At 73.0% G+C, this 24,148-nt stretch carries 19 protein-coding genes; 14 read left to right on the plus strand and 5 right to left on the minus strand.

Features of this window, described 5'->3' with window-relative positions; genetic code table 11:
* Positions 1 to 24: 24 nt before the first annotated feature.
* Positions 25 to 543, minus strand: a complete 519-nt coding sequence (locus tag ACFV18_RS16030) for an Rv3235 family protein (RefSeq protein WP_380483506.1) — start codon at positions 541 to 543, stop codon at positions 25 to 27.
* A 324-nt stretch (positions 544 to 867) separates the two neighbouring features.
* Between ACFV18_RS16030 and ACFV18_RS16035 the strand changes: the two genes are divergently transcribed.
* From ACFV18_RS16035 to ACFV18_RS16075, 9 genes are all read left to right on the plus strand, one after another.
* A complete protein-coding gene (locus ACFV18_RS16035) occupies positions 868 to 1,377 on the plus strand; it encodes a DUF6912 family protein (protein ID WP_380483508.1) in 510 nt (169 codons plus the stop codon).
* A gap of 200 nt (positions 1,378 to 1,577) precedes the next feature.
* Complete coding sequence (locus tag ACFV18_RS16040) at positions 1,578 to 2,762, plus strand: MFS transporter (protein WP_380483510.1); 1,185 nt, start codon at positions 1,578 to 1,580, stop codon at positions 2,760 to 2,762.
* A 44-nt stretch (positions 2,763 to 2,806) separates the two neighbouring features.
* Positions 2,807 to 3,220, plus strand: a complete 414-nt coding sequence (locus ACFV18_RS16045; protein ID WP_380483512.1) for a heme-binding protein — start codon at positions 2,807 to 2,809, stop codon at positions 3,218 to 3,220.
* Positions 3,217 to 3,564 (plus strand): nuclear transport factor 2 family protein, encoded by a 348-nt coding sequence (locus ACFV18_RS16050; RefSeq protein WP_380483514.1) that lies wholly within the window; start codon positions 3,217 to 3,219, stop codon positions 3,562 to 3,564. The genes ACFV18_RS16045 and ACFV18_RS16050 overlap by 4 nt, the downstream gene beginning before the upstream one ends.
* Before the next feature lie 5 nt (positions 3,565 to 3,569).
* Positions 3,570 to 4,394, plus strand: coding sequence for an aldo/keto reductase (locus ACFV18_RS16055; protein WP_380483516.1), 825 nt, complete (start codon positions 3,570 to 3,572; stop codon positions 4,392 to 4,394).
* Between the two features lie 45 nt (positions 4,395 to 4,439).
* Positions 4,440 to 5,096, plus strand: coding sequence for an HAD family hydrolase (locus ACFV18_RS16060; protein WP_380483517.1), 657 nt, complete (start codon positions 4,440 to 4,442; stop codon positions 5,094 to 5,096).
* Positions 5,097 to 5,187: 91 nt separating this feature from the next.
* Entirely contained in the window at positions 5,188 to 6,822 is a 1,635-nt protein-coding gene (gene pruA / locus ACFV18_RS16065) for an L-glutamate gamma-semialdehyde dehydrogenase (RefSeq protein WP_380483789.1), read from the plus strand.
* Positions 6,823 to 7,107: 285 nt separating this feature from the next.
* Positions 7,108 to 12,048, plus strand: a complete 4,941-nt coding sequence (locus ACFV18_RS16070; protein WP_380483518.1) for an NAD-glutamate dehydrogenase — start codon at positions 7,108 to 7,110, stop codon at positions 12,046 to 12,048.
* 85 nt (positions 12,049 to 12,133) lie between these two features.
* The gene (locus ACFV18_RS16075) at positions 12,134 to 12,667 is read left to right on the plus strand and encodes a hypothetical protein (protein WP_380483520.1); all 534 of its coding nucleotides are present in this window, start codon (positions 12,134 to 12,136) and stop codon (positions 12,665 to 12,667) included.
* On the opposite strand, the gene ACFV18_RS16080 is transcribed toward ACFV18_RS16075, so the two are convergent.
* Together ACFV18_RS16080 and ACFV18_RS16085 are read right to left on the minus strand one after the other, a co-directional pair.
* Complete coding sequence (locus ACFV18_RS16080) at positions 12,618 to 13,754, minus strand: sensor histidine kinase (RefSeq protein WP_380483522.1); 1,137 nt, start codon at positions 13,752 to 13,754, stop codon at positions 12,618 to 12,620. The genes ACFV18_RS16075 and ACFV18_RS16080 overlap by 50 nt on opposite strands.
* Positions 13,751 to 14,413 carry a response regulator transcription factor gene (locus tag ACFV18_RS16085; RefSeq protein ID WP_380483524.1) on the minus strand — a complete coding sequence of 221 codons (663 nt, stop codon included), beginning with the start codon at positions 14,411 to 14,413 and terminating at the stop codon, positions 13,751 to 13,753. Before ACFV18_RS16085 ends, ACFV18_RS16080 begins: the two co-directional genes overlap by 4 nt.
* A 517-nt stretch (positions 14,414 to 14,930) precedes the next feature.
* Here ACFV18_RS16085 and ACFV18_RS16090 point away from each other — a divergent pair.
* A complete protein-coding gene (locus ACFV18_RS16090; protein WP_380483526.1) occupies positions 14,931 to 15,464 on the plus strand; it encodes a M15 family metallopeptidase in 534 nt (177 codons plus the stop codon).
* A gap of 24 nt (positions 15,465 to 15,488) precedes the next feature.
* On the opposite strand, the gene ACFV18_RS16095 is transcribed toward ACFV18_RS16090, so the two are convergent.
* Complete coding sequence (locus ACFV18_RS16095) at positions 15,489 to 18,188, minus strand: FtsK/SpoIIIE domain-containing protein (RefSeq protein WP_380483791.1); 2,700 nt, start codon at positions 18,186 to 18,188, stop codon at positions 15,489 to 15,491.
* 340 nt (positions 18,189 to 18,528) lie between these two features.
* Here ACFV18_RS16095 and ACFV18_RS16100 point away from each other — a divergent pair, with 340 nt between their 5' ends.
* From ACFV18_RS16100 to prfB, 3 genes are all read left to right on the plus strand, one after another.
* The gene (locus tag ACFV18_RS16100; RefSeq protein WP_380483528.1) at positions 18,529 to 20,340 is read left to right on the plus strand and encodes a protein kinase; all 1,812 of its coding nucleotides are present in this window, start codon (positions 18,529 to 18,531) and stop codon (positions 20,338 to 20,340) included.
* A 136-nt stretch (positions 20,341 to 20,476) separates the two neighbouring features.
* On the plus strand, positions 20,477 to 21,724 hold the full coding sequence (locus tag ACFV18_RS16105) for a serine/threonine-protein kinase (RefSeq protein ID WP_380483529.1): 1,248 nt from the start codon (positions 20,477 to 20,479) through the stop codon (positions 21,722 to 21,724).
* A 34-nt stretch (positions 21,725 to 21,758) separates the two neighbouring features.
* Entirely contained in the window at positions 21,759 to 22,862 is a 1,104-nt protein-coding gene (prfB, locus tag ACFV18_RS16110) for a peptide chain release factor 2 (RefSeq protein WP_380483531.1), read from the plus strand.
* Between the two features lie 143 nt (positions 22,863 to 23,005).
* Here the strand turns inward: prfB and ACFV18_RS16115 are convergent, their stop codons facing one another.
* The gene (locus tag ACFV18_RS16115; protein WP_380483533.1) at positions 23,006 to 23,194 is read right to left on the minus strand and encodes a hypothetical protein; all 189 of its coding nucleotides are present in this window, start codon (positions 23,192 to 23,194) and stop codon (positions 23,006 to 23,008) included.
* A 261-nt stretch (positions 23,195 to 23,455) separates the two neighbouring features.
* Here ACFV18_RS16115 and ftsE point away from each other — a divergent pair, with 261 nt between their 5' ends.
* Positions 23,456 to 24,145 (plus strand): cell division ATP-binding protein FtsE, encoded by a 690-nt coding sequence (gene ftsE, locus ACFV18_RS16120; RefSeq protein ID WP_380483535.1) that lies wholly within the window; start codon positions 23,456 to 23,458, stop codon positions 24,143 to 24,145.
* Positions 24,146 to 24,148: the final 3 nt, after the last annotated feature.

A 24,148-nucleotide genomic window follows, 5' to 3' on the forward strand; every position in this document is an offset into this window, starting at 1 on the left:
GCCCCGCGGCGTTTCCCCGGGTGTTCAGCGGGCCTCGACGGCGGCGCACTGCCACTGCCCGGTGCGGGTGTGCAGCTCCAGCCGGAACGCCAACATGTGGTGCCGGGGCCCGAGTTCGACCCGGACGCAGGCCTCCACCGCACCCGGCGCGGGCGCCGAGTCGTGCACGTGGCCCAGCCGCGGCTGGCAGGACCGCCCGCGCGGACGGAGCGGACCGCTGCGGGTGAGCGCCGCGAGCTGGTGAAACCCCGGCAGCGTGGTGTGGCGCTGCAACTGGTGCACGGGGCGCACCCCGCACAGCACCTCCACCAGGCGGCGGGCGAAGCGGGTCGCCAGCTCGCTGTGCCCCGTCCGGGTCGGCGCCGGGCTGCGTGGCCGGGCCGGGCGCCCGCCGCCGCAGGCCGCCCGGGGGCTGCGGACGGTCCGGACCGCCTCGCCGGGCGGGTGCGGGTGCGGGTGCCGGACGGGGCGGCGGGCGGAGTGCACCGGGTGGACCAGCGGGCGGATGCGGGGGCCGGGCGTCCGGGTGAGCTGCTCGGTCATCGGGGCCTTCTCGGGGCGTCGGGGCGTGGGGGCCGGTGAGTCGGGTCGGGGCGGGTGTGCCCGACCTTGCTATCGGGCGTGCGGCGGCGGGCCCAAGGCGTCTCGCGCGCCCGCGAGGCGGCCGGGAACTCCACTCGTGCGGGTGGTGTTCGTGGGGGCGGACGGGACCTTGCGGCCCCGGCCGGTCGCGGAGTTGACGCACGGTCGGCGGCCGGGCGGCACCAAGGGGGACACCGCCCGTCCCCTGACCGGCCCAGCGCGGAACCGGCGGCCGCGGGCTGCGTATTCTTGACCCGTCGCACTGTGACCGAGGAAGGTGCCCCCATGCGCGTGTACGTGCCCACCACGCTGAACGACCTGACGGTGGCGCACCCCGAAGGGGTCCTGGAGCAGAGCGTCGCGTACGCGGTGACTCCGGCGCTGCGCGAGTGGTACGTCAGTGACGACCTGGAGGAGCTGGAGTACGCGGCGCTCAACCGGGCGGCGCTGTCCTCGATCCGGCTGCTGGCCGCCGACCCGAAGGCGCCGCGCCGGCGCGTGGTGGTGGCCGTCGAGGTCGCCGACTCCGCGGTGTCGCCGTTCCCGGGCGACGAGTACCAGGACCAGGCCTCGCTGGGCCGGGTGGTGCTGGCCGGCCCGATCCGGCTGGCGAAGGCCGCCTCCGTGCACGCCGACGACGCGGACCCGGACGTGGAGGCCGACGTGGCCGCCGCGGCCGGGGCGATCGCCGCCGCCGACCAGGGCGACCAGGACGCGCAGTTCACCGTGGACGGCGCGGAGGACCACGAGCTGCTCTGGTTCGCCACCCAGGAGATCCCCGGTCTGATCGCCTGATCTTCTCGCTGTACGACCCCGTCACGGCCACCCGGCCGGGGCGGGGTTTTCGCGTTTCCGCACCCGGCTCGGCACCGGCGCGGCACCCGCGCGGCGCCGGCATGCGAGGCGCGTGCAATCATTGCGCTTGCAAGTTTGTGCGCGTGCAATTATTGTCAAAGCACGTAAGGTGCACTCGCAATCGCATGGAGGTCGGCGTCATGCCTCTCGCGCTCCTCGCCCTGGCCATCGGGGCGTTCGGCATCGGAACCACCGAGTTCGTGATCATGGGCCTGCTGCCCGAGGTCGCCTCGGACTTCGGGGTGTCGATCCCCACCGCGGGCCTGCTGGTCACCGGCTACGCGATCGGCGTGGTCGTCGGCGCGCCGCTGATGACCGTGCTCGGCACCCGGATCAGCCGCAAGCGGATGCTGATGCTGCTGATGGCCCTGTTCACCGTCGGGAACCTGTTCTCGGCCCTCGCGCCGAGCTTCGGGGCGATGCTGGCCGGGCGGATCGTCGCCTCGCTCGCCCACGGCGCGTTCTTCGGGATCGGATCGGTGGTCGCCGCCGAACTCGTCGCACCGGAGAAGAAGGCCGGGGCGATCGCCACCATGTTCACCGGGCTGACGGTGGCCAACATCGTCGGCGTGCCGCTCGGCACCTTCGTCGGCCAGAGCGTCGGCTGGCGGGCCACCTTCGCGATCGTCGCCGCGCTCGGCGTGGTCGGACTGCTGGGCATCGCCCGGCTGGTGCCGGACCTGCCCCGTCCCGAAGGCGCGCACCTGCGCCGGGAGCTGGCCGCGTTCCGCAACGTGCAGGTGGTGCTGGCGATGGCGATGACCGTCCTCGGCTTCGGCGGTGTGTTCGCCGCGATCACCTACATCGCGCCGATGATGACGAAGGTCGCGGGCTTCTCCGACGGCGCGGTGACCTGGCTGCTGGTGCTGCTCGGCGTCGGCATGTTCCTCGGCAACCTGCTCGGCGGACGGTTCGCCGACCGCCGGCTGATGCCGATGCTGTTCACCACCCTCGGCGGACTGGCCGTCGCCCTCGCGCTGTTCACCGTCACCGCCCACAACGAAGTCGCCGCCGCGCTCACCCTGCTGGTGATCGGCGCCCTCGGCTTCGCCACCGTCCCGCCGCTCCAGAAGCGGGTCCTGGACCAGGCGCACGGCGCGCCGACGTTGGCCTCGGCCGTCAACATCGGAGCATTCAACCTGGGCAACGCGCTCGCCGCATGGCTCGGCGGCGCCGTCATCTCCGCCGGCCTCGGCTGGACCGCACCGAACTGGGTGGGCGCGGCGCTGGCCGGCTCCGCCCTGGTGCTGGCCTTCGTCTCGGCCGGCCTGGAGCGCCGCGAGGCCGCCCCCGCTGCCGTCGGCGCCCCCGCCCTGAACCACTGAACCACCCGCACTCCCCGTACTCCCCGCACCGGAGAAGCACCATCATGAGCACCACTGTCATCACCACCTCCGACGCCGAAACCCTGGTCGCCGCCGCCCGCGCCGCCGCCGAGGCGGCCGGGATCGCGGTCAGCGTCACCGTCCTGGACGCCGGCGGGCACCTGCTGGCGTTCCGCCGCGACGACCGGGCCGTGCTGATCTCCGGCGAGACCAGCACCCGCAAGGCGTACACGGCGCTCCAGTTGGACGCCCCGACCGCCGACCTGGTCGACCTGGTCAAGCCGGACGGCCCGTTCCACTCGCTGCCGACCGCGCTGGACCGGCCCCTGCTGTTCATCGGGGGCGGCCTCCCGGTGCACCGCGACGGCCGGCCGGTCGGCGCCATCGGCGTCGGCGGCGGCACCCCCGAGCAGGACCACGCGTTCGCCACCGCCGCGCTGCGGGAGCTCGCCCAATGAGCGCCCGCACCCCGCAGGAGGTGTTCGCCGAGCACGGCAGGCGCCTGGCCACCGGAGACCTCGACCTGATCGCCGAGAGCTACGCCGAGGACGCGGTGTTCCTGACGCCCGACGGCGTCCGCACCGGCCGCGGCGGCGTCAAGCAGGTCATCGGCCGGCTGCTCGCCGAGCTGCCCGACGCCGAGTGGCAGCTCACCCCGCTGTTCGCCGACGACCTGCTGTTCCTGCGCTGGAGCGCCGCCACCGCCACCCGGCAGGTCACCGACGGAGTCGACACCTTCGTCTTCCGCGACGGCCTGATCCGCGCCCAGACCCTGAACTACACCCTCACCGAGAAGGCTTGATTCCCATGACCGTCCCCACCGTCACCCTCAACAACGGCGTCCGGATGCCGCAGCTCGGCTTCGGCGTCTTCCAGGTTCCGGACGAGGAGACCACCGCCGCCGTCGCCACCGCGCTGGAGGCCGGGTACCGCAGCATCGACACCGCCGCGATCTACGGCAACGAGCGCGGCGTCGGCAAGGCGCTGGCCGCGTCCGGGCTGCCCCGCGAGGAGCTGTTCGTCACCACCAAGCTGTGGAACGCCGACCAGGGCTACGACGCGACGCTGCGGGCCTTCGACGCGAGCCTCGACAAGCTCGGCCTGGAGACCGTCGATCTGTACCTGATCCACTGGCCCACCCCCGCCCGGGACCTGTACCTCGACTCCTGGCGGGCGATCGAGCGCCTCGCCGCCGACGGCCGGATCCGTGCCGCGGGCGTCTCCAACTTCCAGCCCGCGCACCTGACGCGGCTGATCGGGAACAGCGGGCTGGTGCCGGCCGTCAACCAGGTCGAGCTGCACCCGGGCCTCCAGCAGGCCGAACTGCGGGCCTTCCACGCCGCGCACGGCATCGCCACCGAGGCCTGGAGCCCGCTCGCCCAGGGCGCCGTCCTGAACGACCCGGCGATCACCGCGATCGCCGAGCGCACCGGCAAGTCCCCCGCCCAGGTGGTGCTGCGCTGGCACCTCCAGCTCGGCAACCTGGTCATCCCCAAGTCCGTCACCCCGGCCCGGATCCGGCAGAACCTCGACGTCTTCGACTTCACCCTCACCGACGCCGAGATGGCCGCCATCGCCACCACCGACCGCGGCCTGCGCACCGGCCCGAACCCGGACGAGTTCAACGGCTGAGGTGGAGCGTGGGAGGAGCCGCCGAGGTGGCCCTACCCTTGGCGGGTGCGTACACACATAGTCTGGGACTGGAACGGCACCCTGCTGTCGGACATGCCGGCCGTGCTGGGGGCCAGCAACGCGGCGTTCGAGATGGTCGGGATCGGGCCGATGACGCTGGACGAGTACCGGGCGCAGTACGAGATCCCGATTCCGAAGTTCTACGAGCGGCTGCTGGGGCGGATGCCCAGCCGGGCCGAGTGGCTGGCGCTGGACGACGCGTTCCACGTCAAGTACCTGGAGCTGTTCCCGAGCTGCGGGCTGACGCCGGGCGTCGAGGAGCTGCTGTCCGGGTGGGCGGCGGGCGGGCGCAGCCAGTCGGTGCTGTCGATGTACGAGCACGAGAAGCTGGTGCCCGCGGTGGACGCGTTCGGGCTGACCGGGCACTTCCTGCGGGTGGACGGGCGGCGGGGGGAGCCCGGCGGGCGCAAGGCGGCGGAGCTGGCGGTGCACCTGGAGGCGCTGGGCCCCGGGATCGACCGCGCGCGCACCGTGCTGATCGGGGACGCGGCGGACGACGCCGTCGCGGCGCTGTCGCAGGGCATCAAGTCGGTGCTGTGGACGGGCGGCTCGCACACCCGGGAGAAGCTGGTGCACGTCGGCGTGCCGGTGGTGGACTCGCTGGTGGAGGCCGTCGCGGTGGCCGAGGAGCTGTCCCGCTAGGCGTGTCACAGCACGTCAACGCGGGTACGCGCGTTCACCCTGGGAGGGGAACAGCACGCACCACCGTACGGAGCAGTTGAGCAGCATGCCGATCGACGCGGTCACCACCGTCCCCACCCCCGTCAACGAACCGCCGCGGGCGTACGCGCCGGGCAGCCCCGAGCGGGCCCGGCTGCTGCGGGTGGCGGACGGGCTGGCCGGGCAGCACACCGCGCTGCCGATGACCATCGGCGGCGCGCAGCGGCTCGGCGGCGGGGAGCGGATCGAGGTGGTGCAGCCGCACCACCACGCGGCGAAGCTCGGCGTGCTGGGCAACGCGACCGCCGCCGACGTGCGGGACGCGGTGGACGCGGCGCTGGCCATGGCGCCCGAGTGGCGGGGCCTGTCGTTCGACGACCGGGCGGCGGTGTTCCTGCGCGCCGCCGACCTGCTGGCCGGGCCGTGGCGCGAGACGCTGGCCGCCGCCACCGTGCTGGGGCAGTCGAAGTCCGTGCAGCAGGCCGAACTCGACGTGTGCGAGCTGGTCGACTTCTGGCGGTTCAACGTGCACTTCGCCCGGCAGATCCTGGCCGAGCAGCCGATCTCCGGCCCCGGGGTGTGGAACCGCGCCGACCACCGCCCGCTGGAGGGCTTCGTCTGCGCGATCACCCCCTTCAACTTCACGGCGATCGCCGGAAACCTGCCGACGGCGCCCGCCCTGATGGGCAACACCGTGGTGTGGAAGCCCGCACCGGCGCAGATGCTGGCCGCGCACTTCCTGATGCGGCTGCTGGAGGCGGCCGGCCTGCCGCCCGGGGTGGTCAACCTGGTCACGGGCGACGGACAGGCGGTGACCGAGGTGGCGCTGCAGGACCCGGCACTGGCCGGGCTGCACTTCACCGGCTCCACCGCCACCTTCCAGAACCTGTGGCGGGAGATCGGCCGCGGCATCGGCCGCTACCGCAGCTACCCGCGGATCGTCGGCGAGACCGGCGGCAAGGACTTCCTGATCGCCCACCCCTCCGCCGACCCGGCCGTGCTGCGCACCGCGATGCTGCGCGGCGCGTTCGAGTACCAGGGCCAGAAGTGCTCGGCGCTGTCCCGGGCGTACCTGCCGCGCAGCCTGTGGCGGCGGATCAAGGACGACTTCCTCGGCGAGGTGGACGCGCTGACCGTCGGCGACGTCACCGACCTGAGCAACTTCATGGGCGCGCTGATCGACGCGCGCGCCTTCGCGCGCAACCGGGACGCGATCGAACGCGCCAAGGCCGACCCGCAGGTGGAACTGCTCGCGGGCGGCCAGTACGACGACGCGATCGGGTGGTTCGTCCGGCCGACCGTGCTGCTCGGCGGCGACCGGCGCGGCGAGATCTTCTCCACCGAGTACTTCGGGCCGATCCTGGCCGTCCAGGTGTACGAGGACAGCCGCTGGGAGGACGCCCTGGAGCGGGTCGACGAGGCCGCCCCGTACGGGCTGACCGGCTCGGTGATCGCGCAGGACCGGCGGGCCATCGCCCAGGCCGTGGAGCGGCTGCGGTTCACCGCCGGAAATCTGTACGTCAACGACAAGCCGACCGGAGCGGTGGTCGGACAGCAGCCGTTCGGCGGCGGCCGGGCCTCCGGCACCAACGACAAGGCGGGCGCGGCGCAGAACCTGCTGCGCTGGACGTCCACCAGGTCGATCAAGGAGACCTTCACCCCGCCGACCGACTACGTCCACCCGCACATGGAGTGGTCCCCCGAGTGACGTACAGGACGCCCGGACGGCTTTGGACAAGGTGTCCAGGAAGGAACGATCTTCGTCCGGGATTGTGCCTCCGTGTCCCCTGACACCTTGGTGCCGCCACGTTAGGCTGGCTGGCGTCGCCGGTTTCGGTCAGGCAGGCCAAACGACTTGTCGTACCCGGGTGAAGCGCGACTCATGCGTAACATGAGCGCTTTTCCACCGCGGGAAGACTGCCGATGGGGCCCGGCGGTGCACCCACCGTCATCACCGAGTCACGCAACGGCGCGCGACAGGAGCCAAACAGCTATGCAGACCAAGCTGGACGCAGCCAAGGCCGAACTGCTCAAGAAGGCAGCAGCAGCCGCTGAGAACAGCCAGGTGGGGGGAGCGGCGCCCGGGGAAGGGCTGAGCAACGGCGCTCTGGCCGCCTACCTGCACCACTACTACCTCCACACCGCCCCCGAGGACCTGATCAGCCGGGACCCGGTGGACGTCTACGGTGCCGCGGCCTCCCACTACCGGCTGGGCCTCAAGCGCCCCCAGGGCACCGCCGAGGTCCGGGTGCACACCCCGACCGTCGAGGAGAACGGCTGGTCCTGCGGCCACACCGTGGTCGAGGTGGTCACCGACGACATGCCGTTCCTGGTCGACTCGGTCACCAACGAGCTGACCCGCCTGAACCGCGCCATCCACCTGGTCGTGCACCCGCAGCTGGCGGTGCGCCGCGACCTCACCGGCAAGCTGCTGGAGATCCTCGACACCGACGCCTGCAACCGCGCGCAGGCCGCCGGCGCCGAGTGGCCCGCGGACGCCTCGGTCGAGTCCTGGATGCACATCGAGATCGACCGCGAGACAAACCGCGAGGACCTGCGCGACATCGAGGCGGGCCTGCGCCGCGTGCTGGGCGACGTCCGCGAGGTCGTCGAGGACTGGTCGAAGATGCGCGACTCCGCGCTCCGACTGGCCGACGAACTCGCCGAGCAGCCCCCCGCGCACCTGTCCGAGCAGGAGGTCGGCGAGGCCTGGGAGCTGATGCGCTGGCTGGCCGACGACCACTTCACCTTCCTCGGCTACCGCGAGTACGACCTGGTCGAGCACAAGGGCGAGGAGGTGCTCAAGGCGGTCGCCGGCACCGGCCTGGGCATCCTGCGCTCCGACCCGCTCAGCCACGACATCGACCACCACCCGGTCTCCGAGGCGTTCGGCCGGCTCTCCGCCCCGGTGCGTGCCAAGGCGCACGAGAAGAAGCTGCTGGTCCTCACCAAGGCCAACAGCCGGGCCACCGTGCACCGCCCCGCGTACCTCGACTACGTCGGCGTGAAGAAGTTCGACGCGGCCGGCGAGCCGATCGGTGAGCGCCGCTTCCTCGGCCTGTTCTCCTCCGCCGCCTACACCGAGTCGGTCACCCGGATCCCCGTGGTGCGCCGCAAGGTGCAGGAGGTCATGGAGGGCGCCGGCTTCTCCGGCGAGAGCCACGACGGCCGCGACCTGCTCCAGATCATGGAGACCTTCCCGCGCGACGAGATGTTCCAGACCGCCGCCGCCGAGCTGCAGTCCGTCGCCACCAGCGTGCTGTACCTGCAGGAGCGCCGCCGGCTGCGGCTGTTCCTCCGTCAGGACGAATACGGCCGCTACTTCTCGGCGTACGTGTACCTGCCGCGCGACCGCTACACCACCCGCATCCGGCTCGCCCTGATGAGCATCCTCAAGGAGGAGCTGGACGGCGACACCATCGACTACACGGTGTACGCCACCGAGTCGGTGCTCACCCGCCTGCACTTCGTGGTCCGGGTCGCCCCCGGCACCGAGCTGCCGCAGCTGTCCGACGCCGACATCGAGCGGATCGAGAACCGGCTCGCCGAGGCCGCCCGGTTCTGGATGGACGGCTTCAACGACCAGCTGCAGACCGAGTTCGGCGAGGAGAAGGCCGCCGAGCTGGGCCACAAGTACGCCACCGCCTTCCCCGACGGCTACCGCGCCGACTACTCGCCGCGGACCGCCGTCGCCGACCTCCGGCAGATCGAATCGCTCACCGGCGAGGGCGACTTCCGCCTGAACCTGTACCAGCCGGTCGGCGCGGGCGACGACGAGCGCCGCTTCAAGATCTACCGGGTGGGCGGCCCGATCTCGCTCACCGAGGTCCTGCCGGTCCTGCAACGCCTGGGCGTCGAGGTGCTCGACGAGCACCCGTACGCGCTGCGCCGCACCGACGGCACCACCGCGTGGGTGGTCGACTTCGGCCTGCGCCTGCGCGAGGGCACCGACCTCACCGAGGAGGACCGCGAGCGCTTCCAGGACACCTTCTCGGCTACCTGGCGCGGCGAGGCCGAGAACGACGGCTTCAACGAGCTGGTGCTCACCGCCAAGCTGACCTGGCGTCAGGCCGTGGTGCTGCGCGCCTACGCGAAGTACCTGCGGCAGGCGGGCTCCACGTTCTCCCAGGACTACATGGAGGACGCGCTCAACAACAACACCCACACCACCCGGCTGCTGGTCAACCTGTTCGAGGCCCGGCTGTCGCCGAGCCACCGCTCCGGCGGCGACGAGCTGACCGACGCCATCCTGGAAGAGCTGTCCGGCGCCCTCGACGAGGTCGTGTCGCTGGACGAGGACCGCATCCTGCGCTCCTTCCTGCACCTGATCAAGGCCACCCTGCGGACCAACTTCTTCCAGCACGACGCCGAGGGCGACTGGCACTCGTACGTGTCGATGAAGTTCGACCCCAAGGCCATCCCGGACCTGCCCGCGCCCCGCCCCGCCTTCGAGATCTGGGTGTACTCGCCCCGGGTCGAGGGCGTCCACCTGCGCTTCGGCAAGGTCGCCCGCGGCGGTCTGCGCTGGTCCGACCGGCGTGAGGACTTCCGCACCGAGATCCTCGGCCTGGTCAAGGCCCAGATGGTCAAGAACACCGTCATCGTGCCGGTCGGCGCCAAGGGCGGCTTCGTCGCCAAGCAGCTGCCGGACCCGTCGGTGGACCGCGACGCGTGGCTGGCCGAGGGCATCGCCTCGTACAAGACGTTCATCTCGGCGCTGCTCGACATCACCGACAACCTGGTCGCCGGCGAGGTCGTGAACCCGGTCGACGTGGTCCGCCACGACGAGGACGACACCTACCTGGTGGTCGCCGCCGACAAGGGCACCGCGACGTTCTCCGACATCGCCAACGGTGTCGCCGAGGAGTACGGCTTCTGGCTCGGCGACGCGTTCGCCTCCGGCGGCTCGGCGGGCTACGACCACAAGGGCATGGGCATCACCGCCCGCGGCGCTTGGGAGTCCGTCAAGCGCAACTTCCGCGAGCTCGGCGTCGACACCCAGTCCGAGGACTTCACCGTCATCGGCATTGGCGACATGTCCGGCGACGTGTTCGGCAACGGCATGCTGCTGTCCGAGCACATCCGCCTGGTCGCCGCGTTCGACCACCGGCACATCTTCCTCGACCCGAACCCGGACGCGGCCGTCTCGCACGCCGAGCGCCGCCGCCTGTTCGACCTGCCGCGCAGCTCCTGGGACGACTACGACAAGTCGCTGATCTCGGCCGGCGGTGGCGTGTTCCCGCGCTCCGCCAAGTCGATCCAGCTGTCCGCCCAGGTCCGCGAGGTGCTCGGCATTGCGGCGGCCAAGCTCACCCCCGCCGAGCTGATGAAGGCCATCCTGCAGGCCCCCGTGGACCTGTTCTGGAACGGCGGCATCGGCACCTACGTCAAGGCCTCCACCGAGACCAACGCGGAGGTCGGCGACAAGGCCAACGACCCGATCCGGGTCAACGGCGGCGACGTCCGCGCCCGCGTCATCGGCGAGGGCGGCAACCTCGGCTGCACCCAGCTCGGCCGGATCGAGTTCGCCTCCCACGGCGGCCCGCAGTCCAGCGGCGGCTGGATCAACACCGACGCCATCGACAACTCGGCCGGCGTGGACACCTCGGACCACGAGGTGAACATCAAGATCCTGCTCAACCAGGTGGTCGCCGACGGCGACATGACGGTCAAGCAGCGCAACACCCTGCTCGCCGAGATGACCGACGAGGTCGGCCGCCTGGTGCTGCGCAACAACTACGCGCAGAACGTGGTGCTGGCCAACGCCGTCGCGCAGGCCGCCAGCATGGTCAACGTGCACGCCCGCATGATCAGCCGGCTGGAGTCCAACGGACAGCTCGACCGGGCGCTGGAGTTCCTGCCCACCGAGAAGCAGATCCGTGAGCGCCAGCAGGCCGGCCGCGGCCTGTCCCAGCCCGAGCTGTCGGTGCTGCTGGCCTACACCAAGATCACCCTCGCGGACGAGCTGCTCGCCACCGATCTGCCCGACGACCCGTACTTCCGGGACGTGCTGCACCAGTACTTCCCGTCCGCGCTGCGGGCCCGGTTCGCCGAGCAGATCGACAACCACCCGCTGCGCCGGGAGATCATCACCACCCTGATCGTCAACGACACGATCAACCGCGGTGGCTGCACCTTCGCGTTCCGGCTCCGCGAGGAGACCGGCGCGACGATGGAGGAGATCGCCCGCACCCACGCCGCCGCCCGCGCGGTGTTCGGCCTGGAGCAGCTCTGGGACAAGGTCGAGGGCCTCGACAACCAGGTCGGCGCCAAGATCCAGACCACCATGCGGCTGCACGCCCGCCGCCTGGTCGAGCGCGCCACCCGGTGGATGCTGGGCAACCGCCGCCAGCCGCTCGACATCGCCGGCACCATCGCGTTCTTCCACGACCGGGTCAACCAGGTCTGGAACTCGCTGCCCAAGCCGCTGCGCGGCGAGGACCTCGCCTGGTACGAGTCGGTGTACCAGAAGCTGTCCTCGGCCGGCGTGCCGGACGAGCTGGCCGGCCGGATGGCCGGGCTGTCCTCCGCGTTCCCGACCCTCGACATCGTCGGTGTCGCGGACCGCTCGGACGCCGACGTGATGGAGGTCGCCGAGCTGTACTACGACCTCGGCGACCGCCTGGAGATCAGCCACCTGCTCGACCGGATCATCGAACTGCCGCGCACCGACCGGTGGTCCTCGATGGCCCGCGCCGCGATCCGCGAGGACCTGTTCGCCGCGCACGCCGCGCTCACCGCCGACGTGCTGGCCGCCGGACCGGCCGGATCCAGCCCCGAGGAGCGCTACACCGAGTGGGCCGAGCTCAACGGCAACCTGCTCAGCCGGGCCCGCACCACCCTCGACGACATAAGGGGTTCGGACAACTACGAGCTGTCCAGCCTCTCGGTCGCCATGCGGGTCATCCGCACCCTGCTGGGCGCCGGTCGCTGACCGCACCACCCCGAAGGGGCCCGGGCACCTGCCCGGGCCCCTTCGGGCGTTCTGGGACCTCCGGGTTTCCGACACAATGGCGGGCATGACGGAGGCTGTGTTCGACCGACTGATCGCGCTGCTCGGCGAGCCCGACCAGCAGGCCCCGCAGGCGAGTTGGGACGCCTCCGAGGAGATGCTCGGGGTCCGCCTGCCGAGCGGCTACAAGACCTTCGTGGACCGCTGGGGCCCCGGCACCCTGGACGGCTTCCTGAGCGTGTTCGGGCCGGTCGACGGCACGGCGGCGGAGGCCCGCGAGCTGTGGGGCCTGTGGTACGGCTGGAAGCCCGGCCAGCAGCGCAACCTGGACTTCGACCCGTTCCCGTACCACCCCGAGCCCGGCGGGCTGATCGGCTGGGGCGCCGACAAGTACGGCGGCGCCTGGTTCTTCCTCGCCCAGGGCCCCGACCCGGACCGCTGGCCGATCGCCGTGGTCAGCGACACCGGCCAGTGGTACGCCACCCGCGGCACCTTCCCCGAATTCCTGCTGCGCTGCCTGGAACGCGAGAACTACCCGCTGTTCCTGGACCTCACCTGGCCGCGCCCGCAGCCCCACTACCGGCCGCTGCGGGCAGACTGAGCACCACCGTCAGCCCACCGTCCGGGTTGCCCGCCAGCCGCAGCTCCCCACCGTGGGCCTCGGTGATCGCGGCGACGATCGCCAGCCCCAGGCCGTGCCCGCGCCGCACCGGGCCGCGCTGCGCCGTCCGTCCGCTGCCGCGCAGGAACGGCTCGGTGAGCGTGGCGACCAGTGAACTGTCCAGCACCGGGCCGGAGTTGCGCACCGTCAGCTGCACCCGGCCGGGGTGCTGCCGGTCCGGGCCGGTGGCCAGCTCCACCCGGCCGCCGGACGGCAGGTTGTGCCGGACGGCGTTCTGCAGCAGGTTCACCGCCGCCTGCCGCAGCAGCACCTCGTGGCCGGCGGCCGGGGCGGCGGACAACTCCGCGCCGACCGCCACACCCAGCTCGGCGGCCTCGGCGGCCACCGCCGCCAGCGCCTCGCGGGCCGGCGCGGACAGCTCCACCGGCGCCGACTCCGGTACGCGGTGCGGGAGTTCGGCGAGTTGCAGCAGCGCCTCGGTGACCTCGATGCCGCGCCGGTTGGTGTCCAGCAGCCGCTCCACCAGCCGCGACCAGTCCTGCCCCGCCGGGTCGGCCGCCGCCACCTGAAGCATCGTCCGGTTGATCGCCAGCGGCGTGCGCAGCTCGTGCGAGGCGTTCGCCGCGAAACGCTGCTGCGCGTCGAACGCGCGCTCCAGCCGGGCCAGCATCTCGTCGAAGGCGTCCGCGAGTTCGGTGAACTCGTCCCGCGGCCCCGCCAACGCGATCCGGTGCCCCAGATCCCCGCCGGACGCCCGCCGCGCCGCCGCCGTCACCTCCTGCAACGGCCGCAGCACCCGCCCCGCCACCAGCCAGCCGCCCGCCATCCCCACCACCGTCAGCAGCACCAGCGCGGACGCCTCCGCCGTGAGCAGCGAGCGCAGGATCTCCTGCCGCGACGGGGCGTCCGAACGGTAGCGCGGATTCGCCGAGGTCAGCGGATAGTTGGGGACGTACTTCATGCCGACGTACACCACGCCCAGGCAGAGCACGCCGGTGGTCACGGTGAACAACGTGTAGCTCAACGTCAGCCGCAGCCGGGCGGTCAACCGGCGCGGGCGGCTCACACCGCGTCCAGGCGGTAGCCGACACCCGGCACGGTGTGGATCACCCACGGCTCACCGAGACGCTTGCGCAGACCCGAGATGGTGATCCGCACCGCGTTGGTGAACGGATCCGCGTGCTCGTCCCAGGCTCGCTCCAGCAGGTCCTCGGCGCTCACCACCCCGCCGCGCGCCGCCATCAGCACCTCCAGCACCGCGAACTGCTTGCGCGGCAACGCGACATAGCGCCCGTCCCGGAACACCTCACGCCGGAACGGATCCACCCGCAGCCCCGCGAACTCCAGCACCGGCGGCGCGGACTGCTCCGGCCGACGGGCCAGCGACCGCAGCCGCACCACCAGCTCGGCCAGGTCGAACGGCTTGGTCAGATAGTCGTCCGCGCCCAGCTCGAACCCCGCCACCTTCTGGTCCAGCCGGGACGCCGCCGTCAGCATCAGCACCCGGCAGCCCAGCCCCGCCGCGACGATCCGCCGGCACACCTCGTCCCCGGACAACCCCGGCAGGTCCCGGTCCAGCACCACCACGTCGTACCGGTGCACCCCCAACCGCTCCCACGCCGCCTCGCCGTCCCCCGCCACGTCGCACGCGATCGCCGCCAACCGCAACCCCGCCTGCACCGCCTCGGCGAGGTACACCTCGTCCTCCACCACCAGCACCCGCACGCGACAGCTCCGCTCCTCGACGACCGAACCCCCATTGGACCCGACACCCCATGTCGAAAACGTATGGGGACCCCACCACCTGCTGCGCGGGCTGGTGGGGTGGGAGAGGGGGGTGCTGCGCGTGGCTGGCGGGGGTGGGGGAGGGGTGCTGCGCGTGGCTGGCGGGGGTGGGGAGAGGGGGTGCTGCGCGTGGCTGGCGGGGGTGGGGAGAAGGAACGCTGCGCGTGCCTGGCGGGGTGGGGAGAAGGAACGCTGTGCGGGGCTGGCAGGGGTGGGGAGAGGGGGTGCTGCGCGTGGCTGGCGGGGCTGGGGGAGAAGGAACGCTGCGCGTAGCCGGCAGGGGTGGGGAGAAGGAACGCTGCCCGTGGCTGGAAGGGGGGAGAGGGAGCGCGCTGCGCGGGGCTGGCGGGGTGAGGGGAGGGGGTGTCGAAAACGTATGGGGAAACGCAGACGCCCTCGCAACACCGCTCGCCCTGCAGTGGAGCCCGGAAGCAGGTGCACGGAGCAGGAGGCAGCGATGCGGAGGATCACGTGGCGGACGATCGCCGGAGTGGGGGCGGTGGCGGTGCTCGGGGCGCTGGCGGCGTTTGCCGTGGGGGGATCGGACCAGGTGCGGGCGGCCGACGGCGAGCTGGCCGCCGGTGTCTCGGTGAGCCCGTTCGACGACAGTTCGGCGGCGGTGAGCGGGCTCGACCCGGCGCTGCTTGCCGCGGTGCGCGCCGCCGCGACGGATGCGAAGGCACAGGGGATCGACCTGCGGGTCACGTCAGGGTGGCGCAGCCGGAGTTACCAGCAGCGGTTGCTGGACGCCGCGGTGAAGAAGCACGGCAGTCCGGAGCTGGCGCGGCGGTACGTGAACACGCCGGACAAGTCCTCGCACGTGTCCGGCAAGGCGGTGGACATCGGGCCGACCAACGCCGACGACTGGTTGAACCGGAAGGGCGCCAAGTACGGGCTGTGCCAGGTGTTCGCCAACGAGATGTGGCACTTCGAGCTGCTGACCACGCCGGGCGGCCGCTGCCCGTCGCAGCTTCCGGACGCCGCCGGCTGAGCGGTGTCCGGAAGCCCCGGGCGGTCAGCTCTCGGTGGCGCGGCGCAGCGCGGAGGCGAGCAGGGCGAGGTCGGTGGGGCCGTTGCCGAGTTCGCGGACGGGGCGCGGGGACGGGGCGGCGCCGTGGTCCTCCAGGCGTTGGGCGACGACGGTGGGCCGGAGCGTCGCGGTGCGCGGGATGCGGCCGCTGACCCGGGCGCCCTGGAAGGCGGTGACGGCGCCGTCGGGGCGGCGCAGGTAGCCGCGGCCGGGGGTGGTGCCGGGCAGCGCGGCGGCGTCGGGCAGGTCGATCAGCAGGTCGGAGTCGCCGGGCTGTTCGGTGCGCAGGGCGATCCGCAACTGCGCGGCTTCGTCGAGTTCGGTGTCGGCGGTGCTCTCCGGCGAGCCGGTGGCGGCGACCACGTGCACGCCGAGGCGGGCGCCGCGGGTGGCGGCGGCGGCCAGCGCGCGGGCGAGTGGGCGGCCGCCGGGGGAGGCGGGGCCGAGCAGCGCGTCGTAGTCGTCGACGATGACGATCAGGCGGGCCGGGGAGGCGTCGAGGGGCGGTGCGTCGGGGGAGCGGCGGGGCTCGACCACCCGGACGCGGTCCGTGGCGGGGCCGCCGACCAGCGCGGGGGTCTTGTCGAAGACCTGCCGGGTGTGCCACTCGGTGAAGCTGAGGCCGTCGAACAGGGCTTCGCGGTGGGCGAGTTCGTCGAGCAGGCGTTCGGCGGCGAGCAGTGCGCCGCGCGGGTCCTCGGCCGCGTTGACGTGGTCGGTGACGTGCGGCAGGTCGGTGCAGCCGGCCAGGCCGCCGTCCTCGGCGCGGTCGCCGTCGATCATCAGCAGGGCCAGCCGGTCGGGGCGTTCGGAGACGGCGAGCGAGGCGGCGAGGGCGCGCAGCAGTTCGGACTTGCCGGAGCGGGGGCCGCCGCCGATCAGCAGGTGGTCGCCGTCCTCGGCGAGGTCGACGGCGCAGGTCTCCTCGCCGGCGGCGCCGCGCGCGGTGCCGAGCAGGGCGGTGGCGGCGCCCGCGCCGGCGGGCAGCGCGTTCCAGCTTTCGGCGAGCCGGGCGGGGGAGAGCGATTCGGAGCGCAGCAGGTCGAGCAGGCGCAGTGCTTCGGGGAGCGGTCCGCGGGCGGCGTGGTCGGCGTCGGTGGCGGCTTCGCGGAGCGGGGCGAGGGTGCGGGCGAGACGTTCGGCCCAGGCGGGGGAGACCGCGTCGAGGGCGATGTCGGTGAGGTGTTCGCGGGCGCCGCCGGTCGGCCGGTCGAGGGTGAGGCGGGTGGCGACCTCGCCGGTGATCAGGCCGAACGCGCCGAGCCCGGTGGGGAGTTCCTCGGGCGTCTCGGCGAGGCAGAGGGCGAACACGCCGGCCGCGGGGCCCTGCCGCAGCAGCAGTCCGAGGGCGCGCCGGCCGGCTTCGGTGCCGGGGTCGCCGTCGACCAGGACGACGGTGGCGGGCGCGGCGGTGGTGGCGGAGGCGAGTTCGGTGAGCCGGGCCTCGGCCTGCTCGGGGCCGAGGCCGTAGAGCAGCCGGCAGGCCTGGCCGTGCGAGGGCCGCAGGTGGGGCAGCCACTGGGCCCAGGCCCAGTCCTCGGCGTGGTGCTCGGGGGCGACCACGACCAGGGCGAGGCCGCTGGGCGGGTGCAGCGCGGCGAGTTGGGCGAGCGCGGCGCGGGCCAGGCCGGTGAGGCGGTGGCGCGGGCCGGCCAGGCCGAGGCTGCCGGCGGTCTGCAGGTCGACGGTGGCGGGGACGGCGGGCAGCAGGGTGCCGGGGGCGGTGCCGGGGCCGCCGGGGAGGTCGGCGGTGCCCAGGCGCAGGGTGAGCGCGTCGGGGTGGTCGGGGCCGCGTTCCCACAGCCGGGGGCCGGTGCCGAGGGCGGCGAGCAGCAGGGCGGCCGGGTCGGGCCAGCGTTCGCGCTGGTTGGCGGCCTGCCGCAGGCGGGCGGTGGCGTGCTGGCGTTCGGTGTCGACGGCGGGCGGCTCGGGGCGGGTGCGGCGCAGCCAGCGGCCGCGGCCGCCGCCGTGCTCGGCGGGGGGTTCGGCGGCGGGCGGGGGGCCGGCCGGGCGGCCGGGCGCGGTGCGGGCGGTGGGGCGGGGGGCGAGCCGGAGCCGGCCCTCGCCGTCGGGCGTGGTGCTGCGGGCCGCTATGTCGGCGGGGTGGGCGAGCTGGAGGGTGGATTCGCCGATCCGCAGCAGTGCGCCGGGCGCGAGCTCGGCGCTCTCCTCGCGCAGGTAGCGCTCGTCCAGCAGGGTGCCGTTGGTGGAGCCGAGGTCCTGGACGGTGGCGTGGCCGTCGGCGGTGAGGTGCAGGGCGAGGTGCAGCCGGGACACGTCGGGGTCGTCGAGCGGCACGTCGGCCTCGGTGGAGCGGCCGATCCGGATCCGCTCGCCGTGCAGGCGGTGGACGCCGCCGGCGTCGGGGCCGCCGACGACGCGCAGTTCGGCGGCGGGGTGGCCGGCGGTGTCCTCGGTGTCCGGGTCGGGTTCGCCGAGGGCGAGGACGGTGCCGTCGATCAGCGGGGGGTGGCCGATCGGGAGCTGCTCGTCCAGGCGCTGCTCGCCGGCGTACAGGTGGATGTGGGTGGCGGAGCGCGGGCCGCGGACGCCGACCGCGCCGGCCAGTGCGGTGGCGACGGCGCCGAGCGTGGTGCCGGCCGGTGCGGTGACCAGGACGTCGGCGGAGCTCCCGGGGCTGGTCGGGCCGCTGCGCGGTCGAAGGACGGTGAGCCGGATCTGCATCACGCCCGGGGTCCCTTCTGCACACGTGTGGTGCCTGCCATCCTGCCACTCGGGACGGACAGTCCGCGCACGGTACCGGATTTGACGATCTTGCGATCATCGACATGGTGAATCCGACGCCGGGTCAGGTCAAGGACACCCCGGCACCCCAGGTGGCCGACAGTGCGCGACCGGCCCCGGCAACACCTCGGAAACCCGCGCGGGCACCGTTAGAGTTGCCGAAAACCGGGAGCCCTCGCGCGCGGGCGGATCCCAAAGGCCCCGGCGCCGTTCACGGGAACGGGGGAGTGCCGGAACGCGGCCCCGCAGCGGGCGCCGGGTGACCGAACGGAGTGCACAGGTGCGGCCTGTCGGAAGCAAGTACCTGCTTGAGGAGAGCCTCGGACGCGGAGCGACCGGCACGGTCTGGCGCGGCCGGGTGCGCGAGGACGCCGCCGTGCCGGGCCTGCAGCCCGGCCAGGCGGTCGCGGTGAAGGTGCTGCGCGAGGAACTCGCCGCCGACCCGGACGTGGTGATGCGCTTCCTGCGCGAGCGCTCCGTCCTGCTGCGGCTGACCCACCCCAACATCGTGCGCACCCGCGACCTGGTGGTCGAGGGCGAGCTGCTCGCCCTGGTGATGGACCTGATCGACGGCCCCGACCTGTTCCGCTACCTGCGCGAGTCCGGCCCGCTGTCGCCGATCGCCGGCGCGCTGCTGATGGCGCAGATCGCCGACGCGCTGGCCGCCAGCCACGCCGACGGCGTGGTGCACCGCGACCTGAAGCCCGCCAACGTCCTGCTGGCCACCCTGGCCCTCGACGGCGGCGAGCAGATGTATCCGATGCTCACCGACTTCGGCATCGCCCGCCTCGCCGACTCCCCGGGCATCACCCGCACCCACGAGTTCGTCGGCACCCCCGCGTACGTCGCCCCGGAGTCCGCCGACGGCCGCCCGCAGACCGCCGCGGTGGACGTCTACGGCGCCGGCATCATGCTGTACGAACTGGTCACCGGCCGGCCGCCGTTCCAGGGCGACAACCCGATGGCGATCCTGCAGGCCCACCTCGCGCAGGAGCCGCAGCGCCCGCGCACCATGCCGGAGCCGCTGTGGACGGTGGTCGAGCGCTGCCTGCGCAAGGACCCGGCCGAGCGGCCCACCGCCGTCTCGCTGGCCGAGGCGCTGCGGGTGGTGGCGGCCGGCATCGGCGTGCACTCCTCGCCCGCCGCCGTGGACGCCGCCCTGTCGGTCGGCGCCCTGCTGGTGCCCGACCCGGCCCTCGCCCCGCCCGCCCCGGACCAGGCCCCCGCGCCCGGCGGCAACGGCTACGATCCGGCGGCCGCCACCCAGGTCATGACGCACCATCAGGCCGTCCCGGGCGCCGAGGACCGCACCCAGCTGATGAGCCCCCAGCCGCCCGCGCCGCCCGCCGACCGCACCAGGGTGATGCCCTCGATGCCGCCCGGGGCCGAGCAGCCGCCCGCGCAGCCGGACGGGCCGCACCCGTGGCAGACCCAGCTGCAGGCCGCCCGGGACCGCAACGAGCAGACCCGGATCGGTTACTTCGAGCCGGAGGACCTGGCCGACCCGCAGGTCGCGCCCCGCCCGTACCAGGCCGGCCAGTACCCGCCGCCCGGACAGCGCCCGCCGGTCGCCCCGCCGCCGTACCAGGCCCCGCACCCGCAGCAGCAGCCCGGCGGCGGCCGGTACGCCCCGCAGCCGGGCCCGTACCAGCCGCAGCCCGGCCGGCACCCGCAGCAGGGCGGCGGCCAGTACCCGCAGGGCCGCAGCGGCCGCCCGCCGGTCGCCCCGCCGCCGTACCAGGCGCAGCAGCCCGGCTACGACGGCCGGCCGCAGGGCTACGGGGCGCCGCAGCACCGACCTGAGCCGGCCCCGCAGCGCCGGCCCGAGCCGGCCCCGCCGCGTCACCAGGAGCCGCCGTACCGGGAGCCGGAGCCGCCCCGCGCGCGGGAGCGCGAACCGCGCCCGCGCAGCCGCAACCGGATGTGGATCCCCGGCCTGGGCTGTGCGAAGGGCTGCCTGGTGGTGCTGGTGGTGCTGGCGCTGGGCTGCCTGGCGCTGTGGAACTTCACGCCGCTGCCGCACTACTGGGACAACGTGGTGGGCTGGTTCGACTCGGCGAAGTCCTGGATCAGCAGCCATACCGGCAACTAGGTTTGACGCTTTGTCGACAATCCGGCGAAATTCCTCCGGATCTGAACCGCTCCGGGGGCCCTCCGCGGCCCCCGGAGTCCGCTCGGGCGCGTAGGTTGGTCCGCGAGCACCGACCTCACGAGCCCACGGAGCAGCATTGGCACGCAAGATCGGCAGCCGGTACACGGTCCACCAGGTGATCGGCCGCGGCTCGGCCGGCACGGTGTGGCTCGGCGAGGGCCCGGACGGGCCGGTGGCGGTGAAGCTGCTGCGCGAGGACCTGGCCGCCGACCAGGTCCTGGTCGGCCGCTTCGTCCAGGAGCGCACCGCACTGACCTGCCTCGACCACCCGCGCGTGGTCGGGGTGCACGACATGGTGGTGGACGGCAGCGACCTCGCCCTGGTGATGGACCTGGTCCAGGGCACCGACCTGCGCACCCGCCTGGAGCGCGACGGCGTGCTCGACCCGCTGGTCGCCGCCTCGGTGATCGCCGACGTCGCCGACGGCCTGGCCGCCGCGCACGCCGCCGGCATCGTGCACCGCGACGTCAAGCCGGAGAACGTCCTGCTCGACCTGGCGGCCCCGCCCGGCCCCGGCGGCGCCCCGCGCGCCAAGCTCACCGACTTCGGCATCGCCCGCCTGGTCGACGCACCCCGCCGCACCCGGGCCACCCGGATCATCGGCACCCCCGACTACCTGGCCCCCGAGATCATCGAGGGCCTGGAGCCGCGCGCCGCCGTCGACATCTACGCCCTCGCCACCGTGCTGTACGAGCTGCTCACCGGCGCCACCCCGTTCGGCGGCGGCCACACCGGCGCGGTGCTGCGCCGGCACGTCACCGAGAACGTCCCGCCGGTCGAGGGGATGCCGGACGGCCTGTGGCGGATCATCTCCGAATGCCTGGCCAAGGCCCCCGCCTCCCGGCTGCGGGCCGCCGAACTGGCCTCCCGGCTGCGCGAGCTGCTGCCCGAACTGGCCGGGGTCGGCCCGCTCGCGGTGCCCGCCCAGCGGACCGCCACAGAGGAGGCGCCCACCCCCGGCGAGGCCGTCTACGCCGAGGCGGACACCGGCCGCGGCACCCACCGCCGCCGCCGCGGCCCCGCCGTCCCGCTGGTGCCCGGGCCCACCCCCGACTCCACCCGCGACACCCACACCAGCCTGCGCCGCCCGTCCGCCGGGGAGCTCGCCTCCTACGCGGAGGAGTCCCGCGCCCAGCGCAGCCAGCCCGCGCCCGTTCACCGGCGCACCCGGGCCCAGCTGATCCGCCGCCGCCGCACGCTGGCCGTGCTGATCGCGGTGATCCTGCTGCTCGCGGGGGCCGCCGCCGCCTGGACGGCGTTCGCCGCCGAGCCCCCCGCGTCCAGTACGGGAGCCGTCCACCTCATCCGGTACCCCCGGTTGTAGCCGAGCCCCCCCGGCGAACCATTACCCTTGTGGCGTGGCAGCCGTCGATCCTTCCGAAGAGCTCAAGAACCTCGACTCGACCATGGCGTCGATCGAGGCAGTCCTCGACCTGGACAAGATCCGGGCCGACATCGCAACCCTGGAGGAGGAGGCAGCCGTCCCCACCCTGTGGGACGACGTCGCGAACGCGCAGAAGGTCACCAGCCGGCTCTCCTTCCTCCAGGGCGAGCTGCGCAAGGTGGAGTCCCTGCGCGGCCGGGTCGAGGACCTGGGCGTCCTGTTCGAGCTCGCCGAGGCCGAGGACGACGCGGACACCCGCGTCGAGGCCGAGAACGAGCTGGAGGCCGTCAAGAAGGCCGTCGAGGAGCTGGAGGTGCGCACGCTGCTCTCCGGCGAGTACGACGCCCGTGAGGCCCTCGTCAACATCCGTGCCGAGGCGGGCGGCGTCGACGCCGCCGACTTCGCCGAGCAGCTGATGCGCATGTACCTGCGCTGGGCCGAGCGGCACGGCTACCCGACCGAGGTCTACGACACCTCGTACGCCGAAGAGGCCGGCATCAAGTCCGCGACCTTCACCGTCAAGGCCCCCTACGCCTACGGCACCCTCTCCGTCGAGCAGGGCACCCACCGCCTGGTGCGCATCTCCCCGTTCGACAACCAGGGCCGCCGGCAGACCTCCTTCGCCGGCGTCGAGGTGCTCCCCGTCGTCGAGCAGTCCGACCACGTCGACATCGACGAGGGCGACCTGCGCGTGGACGTGTACCGCGCCTCCGGCCCCGGCGGCCAGGGCGTCAACACCACCGACTCCGCGGTCCGCATCACCCACCTTCCGACCGGCATCGTGGTCTCCTGCCAGAACGAGCGCTCGCAGATCCAGAACAAGGCCTCGGCGATGAACGTCCTCCAGGCCAAGCTGCTGGAGCGGCGCCGCCAGGAGGAGAAGGCCGCGATGGACGCCCTCAAGGACAGCGGCAGCTCCTGGGGCAACCAGATGCGCTCCTACGTCCTGCACCCGTACCAGATGGTCAAGGACCTGCGCACCGAGCACGAGGTCGGCAACCCGCAGTCCGTGCTGGACGGCGACATCGACGGCTTCATCGAGGCCGGCATCCGGTGGCGCAAGCAGCGGGAGAGCTGACGCTGCGAGGGAGGAGGCCGGCCGAGATGAACATCAAGCACAGCATCGAGGCCGGTATCCGGTGGCGCAAGCAGCGCGAAAGCTGATCGTCATGAGAAAGGGCCCCACCGCTCGGCGGTGGGGCCCTTCTCCGTGTCTCGGGATCAGCGTGCCAGTAGCGCCAGCGCGATCAGGGCGGCGCACAGGACGGCGAGCAGCACCGTCGGGTTGAGTGCGGCGAACGGCCCGTGCTGCTCCTGCTGGAGCCGGGCGCGGTTGGCGCGACACACCGGGCAGCGGCCGTCGATGACGCGGCCGTTGCAGTTGGCGCACACCAGTTGGTCGCAGGTCATGCGTGTCCTCCTTGCTGCATAGCCAACGTGCCGGAGGCGGCTTCGGTTCCGACTCTCCTACCACTCTGCCAGGTTCCGGACACCTGGGCCCCCGGAGGGGAAGGGTTGTCGATCTGTGACGTAGGTCGCAATTCCGGGTCCGAACCGGAACCGGCGCAGATGACATTCCGATGGGTAGCCGTCCGGTTACTGCGGGTGCGCAAGGACGTCGCGTAAGGTCACTGCCTCCGATCCACCTAGGATGGCCCCCGTGATGCAGCCGTGATCAGATTCGACAACGTCTCCAAGACCTATCCCAAGCAGAACCGTCCGGCCCTGGACAACGTCTCGCTGGAGATCGAGAAGGGCGAGTTCGTCTTCCTGGTCGGCTCGTCCGGTTCGGGCAAGTCGACGTTCCTGCGCCTGTGCCTGCGCGAGGAGCGCCCGTCCACCGGCGCGGTGCACGTGCTCGGCAAGGACCTGGGCAAGCTCTCCAACTGGAAGGTGCCGCACATGCGGCGCCAGCTGGGCACCGTGTTCCAGGACTTCCGCCTGCTGCCGAACAAGACCGTGGGGCAGAACGTGGCGTTCGCCCTGGAGGTCATCGGCAAGCCGAAGAGCGCCATCAACAAGGTGGTGCCCGAGGTGCTCGACCTGGTCGGCCTCGGCGGCAAGGAGGAGCGGATGCCCGGCGAGCTGTCGGGTGGTGAGCAGCAGCGCGTGGCGATCGCCCGCGCCTTCGTGAACCGTCCGATGCTGCTGATCGCCGACGAGCCCACCGGCAACCTCGACCCGCAGAACTCGGTCGGCATCATGAAGCTGCTGGACCGGATCAACCGGACCGGTACCACCGTGCTGATGGCCACCCACGACCAGGCGATCGTCGACCAGATGCGCAAGCGCGTCATCGAGCTCGACAAGGGCATCCTGGTCCGCGACCAGGCCCGCGGCGTCTACGGCTACCAGAGCTAGAAG

This window comes from Kitasatospora sp. NPDC059673, from assembly GCF_042734215.1.
In the GTDB taxonomy this organism is placed as follows: domain Bacteria; phylum Actinomycetota; class Actinomycetes; order Streptomycetales; family Streptomycetaceae; genus Kitasatospora.